General features: G+C 62.4%; 12 protein-coding genes. 6 read left to right on the forward strand and 6 right to left on the reverse strand.

Annotated features, from left to right (window positions below; translation table 11 throughout):
- Window positions 1-34 precede the first annotated feature (34 nt).
- Window positions 35-1,402 carry an NAD(P)-dependent oxidoreductase gene (locus KW841_RS05845; protein ID WP_218474384.1) on the forward strand — a complete coding sequence of 456 codons (1,368 nt, stop codon included), beginning with the start codon at window positions 35-37 and terminating at the stop codon, window positions 1,400-1,402.
- Complete coding sequence (gene preA, locus KW841_RS05850) at window positions 1,403-2,677, forward strand: NAD-dependent dihydropyrimidine dehydrogenase subunit PreA (protein WP_116582825.1); 1,275 nt, start codon at window positions 1,403-1,405, stop codon at window positions 2,675-2,677. It abuts the gene before it with no gap.
- 125 nt (window positions 2,678-2,802) lie between these two features.
- On the opposite strand, the gene KW841_RS05855 is transcribed toward preA, so the two are convergent.
- A complete protein-coding gene (locus KW841_RS05855; protein ID WP_095967653.1) occupies window positions 2,803-3,423 on the reverse strand; it encodes a TetR/AcrR family transcriptional regulator in 621 nt (206 codons plus the stop codon).
- 233 nt (window positions 3,424-3,656) lie between these two features.
- Between KW841_RS05855 and KW841_RS05860 the strand changes: the two genes are divergently transcribed.
- The 4 genes from KW841_RS05860 to KW841_RS05875 all read left to right on the forward strand — a co-directional run bounded on the left by KW841_RS05860 (window position 3,657) and on the right by KW841_RS05875 (window position 7,870).
- The gene (locus tag KW841_RS05860) at window positions 3,657-4,952 is read left to right on the forward strand and encodes an OprD family porin (RefSeq protein ID WP_218474386.1); all 1,296 of its coding nucleotides are present in this window, start codon (window positions 3,657-3,659) and stop codon (window positions 4,950-4,952) included.
- Between the two features lie 254 nt (window positions 4,953-5,206).
- Window positions 5,207-6,031, forward strand: coding sequence for an NAD(P)-dependent oxidoreductase (locus KW841_RS05865; RefSeq protein WP_218474388.1), 825 nt, complete (start codon window positions 5,207-5,209; stop codon window positions 6,029-6,031).
- Between the two features lie 52 nt (window positions 6,032-6,083).
- Window positions 6,084-6,974, forward strand: coding sequence for an SMP-30/gluconolactonase/LRE family protein (locus KW841_RS05870; RefSeq protein WP_218474390.1), 891 nt, complete (start codon window positions 6,084-6,086; stop codon window positions 6,972-6,974).
- Between the two features lie 5 nt (window positions 6,975-6,979).
- Window positions 6,980-7,870, forward strand: a complete 891-nt coding sequence (locus KW841_RS05875) for an aldose 1-epimerase (protein WP_218474393.1) — start codon at window positions 6,980-6,982, stop codon at window positions 7,868-7,870.
- Here the strand turns inward: KW841_RS05875 and KW841_RS05880 are convergent.
- The 5 genes from KW841_RS05880 to pqqC all read right to left on the reverse strand — a co-directional run bounded on the left by KW841_RS05880 (window position 7,846) and on the right by pqqC (window position 13,105).
- Window positions 7,846-9,582, reverse strand: coding sequence for a NahK/ErcS family hybrid sensor histidine kinase/response regulator (locus KW841_RS05880; RefSeq protein ID WP_218474395.1), 1,737 nt, complete (start codon window positions 9,580-9,582; stop codon window positions 7,846-7,848). The two genes, KW841_RS05875 and KW841_RS05880, sit on opposite strands and share 25 nt — an antisense overlap.
- Window positions 9,566-10,729, reverse strand: a complete 1,164-nt coding sequence (ercA, locus tag KW841_RS05885; RefSeq protein ID WP_007972176.1) for an alcohol dehydrogenase-like regulatory protein ErcA — start codon at window positions 10,727-10,729, stop codon at window positions 9,566-9,568. The genes KW841_RS05880 and ercA overlap by 17 nt, the downstream gene beginning before the upstream one ends.
- Before the next feature lie 234 nt (window positions 10,730-10,963).
- Window positions 10,964-12,106, reverse strand: a complete 1,143-nt coding sequence (gene pqqE / locus KW841_RS05890) for a pyrroloquinoline quinone biosynthesis protein PqqE (RefSeq protein ID WP_218474397.1) — start codon at window positions 12,104-12,106, stop codon at window positions 10,964-10,966.
- Complete coding sequence (gene pqqD / locus KW841_RS05895; protein ID WP_007972043.1) at window positions 12,084-12,356, reverse strand: pyrroloquinoline quinone biosynthesis peptide chaperone PqqD; 273 nt, start codon at window positions 12,354-12,356, stop codon at window positions 12,084-12,086. Before pqqD ends, pqqE begins: the two co-directional genes overlap by 23 nt.
- Entirely contained in the window at window positions 12,353-13,105 is a 753-nt protein-coding gene (gene pqqC / locus KW841_RS05900) for a pyrroloquinoline-quinone synthase PqqC (protein WP_218474400.1), read from the reverse strand. The genes pqqD and pqqC overlap by 4 nt, the downstream gene beginning before the upstream one ends.
- Window position 13,106 lies beyond the last annotated feature (1 nt).

Genomic DNA, 13,106 nt, shown 5'->3' on the forward strand with positions numbered 1-13,106 from the left:
AGGCAGCACCTCAAATAACCGTGAGGCCAACACCGTGATCAAGACCCTGGACCACCTCCCGCATCCCATCGAGAATGCGGCCGCCCTCGCCGGCCATTTCACCGATCTGGCACCACCGCTCAACGAGCGCCAGGCTCAGCTCGAAGCTTCGCGCTGCCTGTATTGCTATGACGCGCCCTGCGTGAATGCCTGTCCGAGCGAAATCGACATTCCCTCGTTCATCCGCAATATCCAGCAGGACAACGTGCAAGGCGCCGCGCAGAAGATCCTCTCGGCCAACATCCTCGGCGGCAGTTGCGCCCGGGTGTGCCCGACGGAAATCCTTTGCCAGCAAGCCTGCGTGCGCAACAACGCCCACGAATGCGCGCCGGTCATGATCGGCCTGTTGCAGCGCTACGCCGTGGACAACGCCCATTTCAGCACGCACCCCTTCCAGCGTGCTGCCGCCACCGGCAAACGCATCGCCGTGGTGGGCGCCGGTCCGGCCGGACTGTCCTGCGCCCACCGCAGCGCCATGCACGGGCATGACGTGGTGATCTTCGAGGCGCGGGAAAAGGCTGGCGGCCTCAACGAATACGGGATCGCCAAATACAAACTGGTGGACGACTACGCGCAACGGGAGCTTGAGTTCCTGCTGGAAATCGGCGGAATCGAAATTCGCCATGGGCAAAAACTCGGGGACAACCTGACCCTCAGCGACCTGCATCAACAGTTCGATGCGGTGTTCCTCGGCCTCGGGCTCAACGCCAGCAAGCAACTGGGCCTGGCCCACGAAGACGCGCCCGGCCTGCTCGCCGCCACCGACTACATCCGCGAACTGCGCCAGGCCGATGACCTGAGCCAATTGCCCCTGGCTGACCATTGCATCGTCCTCGGCGCGGGCAACACCGCCATCGACATGGCCGTGCAAATGGCCCGTCTTGGCGCCCGTGACGTGAACCTGGTGTACCGGCGCGGCGTCGAAGACATGGGCGCCACCCATCACGAACAGGAGATTGCCAAAGCCAATCAGGTGCGGCTGATGACCTGGGCGCAACCTGAAGAGGTGCTGCTCGATGATCACGGCCGGGTGCGCGGCATGCGTTTCGCCCGCACCCACCTGGTCGAAGGGCACCTGCAAACCACCGGTGAGACCTTCGAACTGGCCGCCGACGCGATCTTCAAGGCCATCGGCCAGGCCTTCGACAGCGACGCCCTCGCCGATCCGCTGGCACGCGAACTCAAGCGCCAGGGCGAGCGCATCGCCGTCGATGAACAACTGCGCACCAGCATCCCCGGCGTGTATGCCGGCGGCGACTGCACCAGCCTCGATCAAGATCTCACCGTGCAAGCAGTGCAACACGGCAAGCGCGCCGCCGAGGCGATCAACACTCAACTGATGCTCAACGTGGAGGCTGCATAAATGGCCGATCTGTCGATTGTCTTCGCCGGCATCAAGGCACCCAATCCGTTCTGGCTGGCCTCCGCGCCACCCACCGACAAAGCCTATAACGTGGTCCGCGCCTTCGAGGCCGGCTGGGGCGGCGTGGTCTGGAAAACCCTGGGGGAAGATCCGGCGGCGGTCAACGTGTCGTCGCGCTACTCGGCACACTTCGGGGCGAACAGGGAGGTGCTGGGCTTTAACAACATCGAACTGATCACCGACCGCTCGCTGGAGATCAACCTGCGGGAAATCACCCAGGTCAAAAAGGACTGGCCGGACCGTGCGCTGATCGTGTCCTTGATGGTGCCCTGCGTCGAAGAGTCCTGGAAACATATCCTGCCACTGGTCGAAGCCACTGGCGCCGACGGCATCGAACTGAACTTCGGTTGCCCCCACGGCATGCCGGAACGCGGCATGGGCGCCGCGGTCGGCCAGGTGCCGGAATACGTGGAACAGGTCACCCGCTGGTGCAAGACCTATTGCTCGCTGCCGGTGATCGTCAAGCTCACGCCGAACATCACCGACATCCGCGTCGCCGCCCGCGCAGCCCACCGTGGCGGCGCCGATGCGGTGTCGCTGATCAACACCATCAACTCGATCACCAGCGTCAACCTCGAGCGCATGGTCGCCAACCCCATGGTCGGCAGCCAAAGCACCCACGGCGGCTACTGTGGCTCGGCCGTCAAGCCGATTGCCTTGAACATGGTCGCCGAAATCGCCCGTGACCCGCAGACCCAAGGCCTGCCAATCAGCGGCATCGGCGGCATCGGCAACTGGCGCGACGCCGCGGAATTCATCGCGTTGGGCAGCGGCGCGGTACAGGTGTGCACGGCGGCGATGCTGCATGGCTTCCGGATTGTCGAAGACATGAAGGACGGCTTGTCACGCTGGATGGACAGTCAGGGCTACGCCAGCATCGCGGAATTTTCCGGGCGCGCGGTGGGCAACACCACGGACTGGAAGTACCTGGACATCAACTACCAGGTGATCGCGAAAATCGATCAGGAGGCGTGCATCGGCTGTGGTCGTTGCCACATTGCCTGCGAGGACACCTCGCACCAGGCCGTGGCCAGCCTCAAGCAAGCGGACGGCACGCACAAGTACCAGGTGATCGATGAGGAGTGCGTGGGCTGCAACCTGTGCCAGATCACCTGCCCGGTGCAGGACTGTATCGAGATGGTGCCGGTGGAGACTGGCAAGCCGTTCCTGGACTGGAATCATGATCCGAGGAATCCGTATCACGTCAGCCCTTGAGGCCAGCGGCGCCTGAGCTGACGCCTTCGCGGGCAAGCCCGCTCCCACAGGGATCGCATAAACACCGAGATCCCCTGTGGGAGCGGGCTTGCCCGCGAAGAGGCCAGCAGCCACACCACCCAACCTCAAGGCTCCAACCCGATCCCCCGCAAAATCACACGGGTCACCGTCTGCACTGCCTTTTCAAACTGCATGTCCGACAGCGGCTGGTGGTCGTTGAGAATATTCACCTGGTGATCGAAGTCGGCATAGTGCTGAGTCGAGGCCCAGATCATGTACAGCAGGCTCGACGGCTCCACCGGCAGGATACGTTTGTCGTCCACCCACTGGCGGATTTTCGCTTCCTTCATCTTGGCCCAGTCGTACAGGCTTGCATCCAGCGCTGCGCCGAGGGTCGGCGCGCCGTGGATGATTTCGTTGGCCCAGACTTTCGAACCATAAGGCCGGCTGCGGGAATGGTTCATCTTGGCGCGGATGTAGCTGCTGAGCACCACGCGCGGGTCGTCGAACATCTCGAAGCACAGCGCGTCCTGCTTCCAGACTTCCAGCAAATCGAACAGCACCGCGCTGTACAATTCGGTCTTGGTGCTGAAGTAGTAATGCAGGTTGGAACGCGGCAGTTGCACTTCAGCGGCGATGTCGGCCATGGCCGTGCTGCCGAAGCCCTTTTCAGCGAAGACCTTTTCCGCCCCCAGCAGGATTTTTTCGACGTTACTGCGACGAATCTCGATCTTGTGATTGCCCATGCGGGTCCCCGACAACAGCATTGAGCAAGACTAGCATCCGCTCTGGACTGCGGCGACAGGGGAAAACGAATCTTCGTACAGCCGCTGTCGGAAAGCTGAAAGTCCAATCCACCCCGCCACAAGTCATCGTATAACTTCCGATTGACAACCCCCAAAAATCCCGCAAATATCGCCCCCACTGTTGTACGACGACGTATGACAACAATAAAAACAAGAAACAAGGGAGCGTCACAGTGAGCAAGCTCGTCCGCAATTCGTCCGCCCGTTCTTCGCGTTTAAACCTTTCTCGCCGTCATACCCTGAGCCTGATCGGCTGCAGCGGGCTGGCCCTCGTCTTGCCCATCACCGGCCAGGCCGCAGGTTTCACCGACGACGCCAAGGCCACGCTGAACCTGCGCAACGCCTACTTCAACCGCAATTACATCAACCCGGCCTACCCCCAGGGCAAGGCTGAAGAGTGGACGCAAAACTTCATCCTCGATACCAGGTCCGGGTTCACCCAGGGTACCGTGGGTTTCGGTGTCGATGTACTGGGCCTGTATTCGCAGAAGCTCGATGGCGGCAAGGGCACTGGCGGCACGCAACTGTTGCCGATCCACGACGACGGCCGCCCGGCCGACAATTTCGGCCGCCTGGGCGTGGCGCTCAAAGGCAAGATTTCAAAAACCGAATTGAAGGTCGGCGAATGGATGCCGGTGCTGCCGATCCTGCGTTCCGACGATGGCCGCTCACTGCCGCAGACCTTCCAGGGCGCCCAGGTGACGTCCACCGAAATCAGCGGCCTGACGCTGTATGGCGGTCAATTCCGGAAAAACAGCCCGCGCAATGACGCGAGCATGGAAGACATGTTCATGAACGGAAAAACGGCGTTCACCTCAGACCGTTTCAACTTCGGCGGCGGTGAATACGCATTCAATGAAAAGCGCACGCAGGTCGGCGTCTGGTACTCGGAACTCAGCGACATTTACCAGCAGCAATACTTCAACCTGACCCACAGCCAGCCCGTCGGCGACTGGACCCTGGGCGCCAACCTGGGCTACTTCATCGGCAAGGAAGACGGCAGCGCCAAGGCCGGTGACCTCGACAACAAGACCGCGTTTGCCCTGCTCTCGGCCAAATATGGCGGCAACACCTTCTATGTCGGCCTGCAAAAACTCAGCGGCGACGACGTGTGGATGCGGGTCAATGGCACCAGCGGCGGCACCTTGGCCAACGACAGCTACAACTCCAGCTATGACAACGCCCGGGAGAAATCCTGGCAGGTGCGCCACGACTACAACTTCGTCGCCCTCGGCATTCCCGGCCTGACCCTGATGAACCGCTACATCAGTGGTGACAACGTGCACACAGGCGCCATCACCGACGGCAAGGAATGGGGTCGCGAATCCGAACTGGCCTACACGGTGCAGAGCGGTGTGCTGAAAAACCTCAACGTGAAATGGCGTAACGCGAGTATCCGCAAGAGTTTCAGCACCAACGAATTCGATGAAAACCGCATTTTCATCAGCTATCCGATCAGCCTCCTGTAAACACAGAACCACTGTGGGAGCGGGCTTGCTCGCGAAGGCGGAGTGTCAGTCGATATGTTGTTAACTGACACTCCGCCTTCGCGAGCAAGCCCGCTCCCACAGGAGGGTATTTCAGTTCAGCGAATAGGAACGACCCTCCGTCAATTTCCACCCATGCCGCGTTGACAAGCAGCGGAGACCCTAACGATACTTCACCTAAGTCATACGACAACCTACAACAAATCAAAAACAACAACCGCGCACCCAGGATTCCCATGACGACCACAGCAACCGCCCGCCCCCCTTTCAACCGCCTGCTGCTGACCGGCGCCGCCGGTGGCCTCGGCAAAGTCCTGCGCGAAAGCCTGCGCCCTTACGCCAATGTCATTCGCCTGTCGGACATCGCCGACATTGCGCCCGCCATCGATGATCGCGAAGAAGTGATGCCGTGCGACCTCGCCGACAAGCAAGCGGTGCATCAACTGGTCGAAGGCGTGGACGCGATCCTGCACTTCGGCGGCGTGTCGACCGAGCACTCGTTCGAAGAGATCCTCGGCGCCAACATCTGCGGCGTGTTCCACATCTACGAAGCCGCGCGCCGCCACGGGGTGAAGCGGGTGATCTTCGCCAGTTCCAACCACGTGATCGGCTTCTACCGGCAGGACGAAGTCATCGACGCCCACTCCCCTCGCCGCCCCGACAGCTACTACGGCCTGTCCAAGTCCTACGGCGAAGACATGGCCACGTTCTACTTCGACCGCTATGGCATCGAGACCGTCAGCGTGCGCATCGGCTCCTCGTTCCCCGAGCCGCACAACCGACGGATGATGAGCACCTGGCTGAGTTTCGGCGACCTGACGCAACTGCTCGAACGCGCCTTGTACACCCCGAACGTCGGCCACACCGTGGTCTACGGCGTGTCCGACAACAAGGACGTCTGGTGGGACAACCGCTACGCTACAGCCCTGGGTTTTGTCCCGCAGGACAGCTCCGAACAGTTCCGCGAAAAAATCGAAGCCCAGCCGATGCCTGCCGCCGATGACCCGGCGCGGCTGTACCAGGGCGGCGCCTTTTGCGTAGCCGGCCCGTTCGGTGACTGAACCTTCGCGCCCCGCTTGATCCCCACAACAAAAGCCAAGGGAATGAGTTGCCATGCAAGCCGAATTGATTGTCGACGCCCGTAACGCAGTCGGTGAAAGCCCGGTCTGGGTGCCTGAAGAAAGCGCTCTGTACTGGGTCGATATTCCCGCCGGCGGTTTACAGCGCTGGAGTGCCGACACCGGGCAGGTGGATACCTGGAAAACCCCAGAGATGCTCGCTTGCATCGCGCGTCATGCCGACGGCGGCTGGGTCGCCGGCATGGAAAGCGGGTTCTTCCGCCTGCATCCGCGCAACGACGGCAGCCTCGACAGTGAACCCTTGGCCCACGTCGACCATGCCCGCGCCGACATGCGCCTGAACGACGGCCGCTGCGATCGCCAAGGACGCTTCTGGGCCGGCAGCATGGTGCTGAACATGGGCGCCAACGCCGCCAACGGCACGTTGTACCGCTACAGCGCCGGGCAACGCGGGCCCCTCGATTCCCGGCTGAGCGGGTTCATCGTGCCCAACGGCCTGGGCTTCAGCCCGGACGGGCGCACGATGTACCTGTCCGACTCCCATCCGCAGGTCCAGCAGATCTGGGCCTTCGACTACGACATCGAAACCGGCACCCCTTCCAACCGCCGCGTGTTTGTTGACATGAACGAGCACGAAGGTCGACCCGACGGTGCGGCGGTGGACGCCGATGGCTGCTACTGGATTTGCGCCAACGACGCCGGCTTGATCCACCGTTTTACCCCCGACGGCCGGCTTGACCGTTCCCTCGCCGTACCGGTGAAGAAACCCACCATGTGCGCCTTCGGTGGCCCTCGACTGGACACGCTGTTCGTGACCTCGATTCGCCCCGGCGACGACCATGACCCGCAATCATTGGCCGGGGGCGTGTTCGCACTCTACCCTGGCGTGAAGGGCTTGCCGGAACCGCGATTTCAGGATCAGTGATGACAATGACGCCCGCACTTCTCGAACTCGAAGACGAATACACTCACCTGACACTCGCCCCCGAACTCGGCGCCAGCATCGTCAACTGGACCGTGCGCAACAGCGGACAGCCCTTACTGCGCCACGCCGATGAGCACGCCCTGAACACCGGCCTGCCCGGCAAGCTCGGCTGCTTTCCCTTGATCCCCTGGTCCAACCGCATCGCCGAAGGCGGTTTCGACTGCCCCGATGGCTGGCTGGCACTGACACCCAACAGCCTCACCGATCCGCTGCCGATACACGGCAGCGCCTGGCAGCAGGCGTGGGATGTGGTTTCCCGGTCGGAAAATGAAGTGGTCCTGCAACTCGACAGCACAACCCCCTTCGCTTATCGCGCCCGGCAACGTTTCCATTTGAACGCGGGCAAGCTGAGCATCGAATTGAGCGTTACGCATCTGGCCGAACACGCCGCCTGGCATGGACTGGGACTGCATCCGTATCTGCCGCGCACCGCCAACACCCGACTGCAGGCCGCGGCCCGCGAGGTATGGTTGTGCAACGAAAAAAAACTACCGACGCAACTCAGCGCATTGCCGGTCGAATGGGATTTCCAGCAGCTCAAGCCATTGCCCGAATCGCTCGTGGACAACGGCTTCTGCGAATGGAACGGCCATTGCCTGATCCGCCAGCCCGACCTCGGATACGAACTGGACTGTCAGGCCACCGGCAGCGATTACTACCTGCTCTACTGCCCCGTGGGCCTGGAGTTTTTCTGCATCGAACCGGTGAGCCACCCGGTCAACGCGCACCACCTGCCCGGTCGGCCGGGGTTGCGTTTGCTGGAGCAAGGTCAAGCCATCGAACTGGGCTTGACCCTGCAGTATCGGCCGTTTCAGGCAGATGCCCCCAACAGTTGACTCAACACCGCTCGCAACTTGCCGGGCTTCACCGGTTTGTTCAACAAGGGCGCGTTGAGCCGCTGCAACGCACGCCGACAATGGTCGGTGCGGTCGGCAGTAATGATCACCGCGGGAATGTCCTGGTGGAAATGTTCGCGCAAATGTCGCACCACATCACAGCCGACCACCCCGTGATCGAGGTGGTAGTCCGCGAGAATCAGTTCCGGCGCCTGCCCGCCTAACGCCGCCAGCGCACCCGCTTCATCGGTGGCGACCAGAACCTCGCAGCCCCACTGCCCGAGCAACGCGCCCATGCTCTGGAGAATGCTCACTTCGTTGTCGATCACCAGTAAACGGCGTCCCGGCAACGGGTTGCCGGTGCCCGGCTGTGGCACCGCCTGGCTCACGGGCAATGGAACCTCATCGGATAACGGCACCTCGATGCTGAACATCGAACCCCGCCCCGGCAACGAGTGAACGCCAATCCTGTAGCCAAGGATCTTGGCGATGCGCTCGACAATCGCCAACCCCAGGCCCACCCCCTTGCGGTCGGCGGCTCGGCCGACATCCAGTTGGTTGAACTCGAGGAAGATCGAATCGAGCCGGTCGGCGGCGATGCCACGCCCGGTGTCCCAGACCTCCAGGCGCAACATCTCGCCCCGACGCCTTGCCGCCAGCAGGATGCTGCCTTCATCGGTGTAGCGGCAGGCATTGCTGAGGAAGTTGCGCAGGATCCGCGTCATCAGGCGCAAGTCGGTGCTGATGGCGTAATCGGCCATGTGCACCCGCAGGTTCAAGCCGGCTGCCTGGGCGACGGACTGGAACTCCGACACCAGAGGCCCCAGCAGTTCGTCGAGGCGGTACAACGCGATGTCCGGCTTGACCGCGGCCTGATCGAGCCGGGAAATGTCCAGCAGATCCGTCAGCAGGTCTTCGGCCCCTTCCAGGGCCTGGTGAGTGCGTTCCACCAGCACCTGCTCGGCTTCCGGCAACTTGCGTTCGCGCAAAGTCGAAATCAGCAACCGCGCGGCGTTCAGCGGTTGCAGCAGGTCGTGGCTGGCGGCGGCGAGGTATTTGTCCTTGCTGTGGTTGGCGGCCTCGGCGGCATCGCGGGCATCGCGCAAGGCCTTGGCAATCTGTTTACGCTGGGTGATCTGCTGCTGAAGGTTACGGTTGGCTTCGAGCAATTCATCGGTGCGCGCGACGACGCGCTGCTCCAGTTCGTCATTGAGTTGCTGCAGGCGTCGCTGGGCCAGCTTGCGCTCGGTGATATCGGAGACGAACCCTTCCACCAGGCCTTCCTGGCCGGGCTTGAGCAGCAGGTTCATCAATACATCCAGGTGACTGCCGTCCTTGCGCCGCAAGCGGGTTTCATAGCCGTGCAGGCTGCGCTGGTGCCTGAGGATTTCGCCGATGGCTTCCAGTTCCTGCGCGCCGTCGACGAACAGGGTGCTGGCAAGGTCGGTCAGGGAGAACAGCACCTCCTGCGGGTCCTGGTAGCCGAGCATGTGTGCCAGCGCCGGGTTGGCGGCGCGCATGCCGTCGTGCAGGCTGGCCTGGAAGATCCCGTGCACCGCGTTTTCGAACAGCCACTTGTAGCGGTTGCGCTCGGCTTCCAGATCATCCAGGCGCGCGGCCAGTTCCGGGTAATGACTCTTGCGCGCCGAATGGCTGCCCAGCCCCAGCAGCCCGGTCAGGGCCCGTTGTTGCTCGTCAGAGGGCTTCGCCATAGACGACCTCGACATCACGCTGGCTGGATTCGCGCGGGTTGGTCAGGATGCACGGATCGTGCATCGCATGCTGCGACAGGAACGGAATGTCCGAGGTCCTGACGCCATGCAAACCGAGGGTTTCGTGAAAGCCTATGGCATGCTTGAGGGCGATCAGGTGTTCGACCAGGCGCCCGCAGATCTGCCGGTGATTCAGGCCCCGGCAGTCGATGCCGAACGTCTCGGCGATTACCTTGAAACGCTCTGGTGCCGAGTTGTAATTGAAGGCCACCACATGCTCGACCAGCACCGCGTTGCACAGGCCGTGGGGCAGGTCGAGAAAACCGCCGAGGCTGTGGGACATGGCATGCACGGCGCCCAGGATGGCGTTGGAAAACGCCAGCCCGGCCTGCATGCTGCCGAGCATGATCTTCTCGCGCAGGGCAATGTCGCTCGGGTTGGCGATCATCTGCACCAGGTTGCCATTGATCAGGCGCATCGCCTCCAGCGCGTGGGGGTCGGTCAGCGGCCCGTGGCCGGTGGACACGAAGGCCTCGATGGCATGCACCAAGGCGTCGATGCCGGTACAGGCCGACAGGAACGGATCCATGCTCAGGGTGGTTTCCGGGTCGATCAGCGAAACGTCCGGCACCACGGCCTTGCTGACGATGGAGAACTTCATGCGCTCCTGCTGATTGGAAATGATCACGAATTGCGAGACATCGGCCGAGGTGCCGGCGGTGGTCGGAATCAGGATCAGCGGCGGGCTGGGCACGCGGATGGTGTCCACGCCCTCGAAATCGAGAATGCTGCGGCCATGGGCGACGACAATGCCGATGCCTTTGCCGCAGTCCATCGGGCTGCCGCCACCCACGGCGACGATCACGTCGCAGTGGTTTTCCCGGTACATCTCGGCACCGAGCATCACCTCTTCAACCCGAGGGTTGGGCGAGACATCGCTGTACAGGCAGTATTCGATGCCCAGCGCCTGCAGGCTGGCCTCGACATCGGCGACCCAACCGGCGGCGATCACGCCGGGGTCACTGACCACCAGGACCTTGCGTGCACCAAAGGTCTTGGCGTAATTGCCGACACTGTGCCGGCTACCGGCACCGAAGATGATTTCAGGGGAAACGAACTTGCGCAGCTGGTTGAGACTCTGGCTCATTGGAAAGCCTGTTTTTATTGTTTTGGAAGGTAGAAACCACACTAAACCATCCTGCTGTGAATGCAATCAGACCAATGGGTAGCACTGCCTGGGGTGTACTCACATTCGAATTCACCGCAGCCCCCCTGTGGGAGCGGGCTTGCCCGCGATAGCTGCCTCACAGTCGACATCAATGTTGAATGTGCCGCCCTCATCGCGAGCAAGCTCGCTCCCACAGGGATCAGTGTCACTGGACTAGCCGCGATAGATCAGCTGCGAAGCCTTCGCGTTGCGCAACGTCAGGTGTTCGATCCCCAGCCCCGGCGCCTTGGCTTCCTCACGGGCCTTGAGGATCACCCCGTGGTGCGGCGACTTGCTGCACACCGGGTCGGCATTGGCGGCATCGCCGGTCAGCATGAAGGCCTGGCAGCGGCACCCGCCCAGGTCCTTGTGCTTTTCGTCGCAGGAGCGGCACGGCTCCTTCATCCAGTCGTCGCCGCGAAAACGATTGAAGCCGAACGAGTCGTTCCAGATGTGCGAGAGACTGTGCTCGCGCACGTTGGGAAACGCTACCGGCAACTGTCGGGCGCTGTGGCAAGGCAAGGCCGTGCCGTCGGGGGTGATATCGAGAAACAGGTTGGCCCAGCCGTTCATGCAGGTCTTGGGGCGTTCCTCGTAGTAGTCAGGGGTGACGAAGATCAACTTGCACGGGTGGCCCTGGGCTTCAAGGCGTTCGCGGTATTGGTTAGTGATGCGCTCGGCGCGCTGCAATTGCTCGCGGGTGGGCAGCAGGCCGACGCGGTTGAGTTCAGCCCAGCCATAGAACTGGCAGGTGGCCAATTCGACAAAGTCCGCCTCCAGTTCCAGGCACAGCTCGATGATCTGCGCGATGCGGTCGATGTTGTGCCGATGGGTGACGAAGTTCAGCACCATCGGATAGCCCTGGGCTTTCACCGCACGGGCCATGGCGAGTTTCTGGGCAAAGGCCTTGCGCGAGCCGGCGAGCATGTTGTTCACCGCTTCGTCGGCGGCCTGGAAGCTGATCTGGATATGGTCCAGCCCGGCCACCTTGAAGTCGCGCACCTTCTGCTCGGTCAGGCCGATGCCGGAGGTGATCAGATTGGTGTAGTAGCCCATGTCCCGGGCGGCCTTGATCAGTTCGGCGAGGTCCTGTCGCACCAGCGGCTCACCACCGGAAAAGCCCAATTGCGCGGCGCCCATGTCCCGCGCCTCGCGGAATACGCGAATCCATTCTTGCGTGCTCAGTTCCTCGCCGTGCCGGGCAAAGTCCAACGGATTGGAGCAATAGGGGCACTGCAACGGGCAGCGGTAAGTCAGCTCGGCGAGCAGCCACAACGGCGGTCCGGGCAGCGTCTCACTCGATCCAGAATTGCGCATGGGCCACCTCCAGAAACGCCAGCACGTCTTCGTCGATCCCGGGTACGCCGGGGAAATTCGCGCTCAATCGCTCGATGATCGCCGCCACACTGCGCTGGCCGTCCACCAGGTCGAGAATCTGCCCGGCACTGGCGTTGAGCTTGATCATGCCTTCGGGGTACAGCAGCACGTGGCAGTCCTGGCGGGGTTCCCATTGCAGACGAAAACCGCGACGCAAGGCCGGTGACTGCTGGCGGTCGATCAGGCTCACAGGGCGATCCCCCGGTGCCAGACATTGTCGCCGGTAACCGTGTGATACGGCGGGCGCGCAAGTTCGTAGGCCATGCTCATGGCATCGAGCATGCTCCACAGCACGTCGAGCTTGAACTGCAGGATCTCCAGCATGCGTTGTTGCCCCTCGGCCGTCACGTAGTGCGCCAGGGTGATGCGCAACCCATGCTCGACATCGCGCCGCGCCTGGCTCAGACGCGTGCGGAAATAGTCGTAGCCGGCGGCGTCGATCCACGGGTAATGGGTCGGCCAGGCGTCGAGTCGAGACTGATGGATCTGTGGGGCAAAGAGTTCGGTCAGCGAGCTGCTGGCCGCTTCCTGCCAGCAGGCGCGACGGGCGAAATTGACGTAGGCGTCCACGGCAAAACGCACACCAGGCAGCACCAGCTCCTGAGAGAGGATCTGCTCGCGATCCAAGCCCACGGCTTCGCCCAGGCGCAGCCAGGCTTCGATTCCGCCCTCGCTGCCGGGAGCGCCGTCGTGGTCGAGAATCCGTTGCAGCCACTCGCGGCGCACGTCGCGGTCCGGGCAGTTGGCGAGAATCGCGGCGTCCTTCAGGGGAATGTTGATCTGATAGTAAAAGCGATTGGCGACCCAGCCCTGGATCTGCTCGCGGCTGGCGCGGCCGGCGTACATGGCTTGATGGAAAGGATGGTGGATGTGGTAGTAGGCGCCCTTGGCGCGCAGGGCGGCTTCGAATTCGCTGGGGGACAGGGGTGTGTCGGTCATT

The organism is Pseudomonas sp. PDM28 (assembly GCF_019219115.1).
GTDB classification, from domain to species: domain Bacteria; phylum Pseudomonadota; class Gammaproteobacteria; order Pseudomonadales; family Pseudomonadaceae; genus Aquipseudomonas; species Aquipseudomonas laurylsulfatiphila.

Excerpts from the sequence above, each read along its gene's own strand:
- pqqC (WP_218474400.1), bottom strand. The coding sequence starts at position 13,105 with ATGACCGACACACCCCTGTCCCCCAGCGAATTCGAAGCCGCCCTGCGC.
- KW841_RS05880 (WP_218474395.1), bottom strand. The coding sequence starts at position 9,582 with ATGGCGAAGCCCTCTGACGAGCAACAACGGGCCCTGACCGGGCTGCTG.
- preA (WP_116582825.1), top strand. The coding sequence starts at position 1,403 with ATGGCCGATCTGTCGATTGTCTTCGCCGGCATCAAGGCACCCAATCCG.
- pqqE (WP_218474397.1), bottom strand. The coding sequence starts at position 12,106 with ATGCGCAATTCTGGATCGAGTGAGACGCTGCCCGGACCGCCGTTGTGG.
- KW841_RS05875 (WP_218474393.1), top strand. The coding sequence starts at position 6,980 with ATGACGCCCGCACTTCTCGAACTCGAAGACGAATACACTCACCTGACA.
- KW841_RS05870 (WP_218474390.1), top strand. The coding sequence starts at position 6,084 with ATGCAAGCCGAATTGATTGTCGACGCCCGTAACGCAGTCGGTGAAAGC.
- KW841_RS05865 (WP_218474388.1), top strand. The coding sequence starts at position 5,207 with ATGACGACCACAGCAACCGCCCGCCCCCCTTTCAACCGCCTGCTGCTG.
- ercA (WP_007972176.1), bottom strand. The coding sequence starts at position 10,729 with ATGAGCCAGAGTCTCAACCAGCTGCGCAAGTTCGTTTCCCCTGAAATC.
- KW841_RS05855 (WP_095967653.1), bottom strand. The coding sequence starts at position 3,423 with ATGGGCAATCACAAGATCGAGATTCGTCGCAGTAACGTCGAAAAAATC.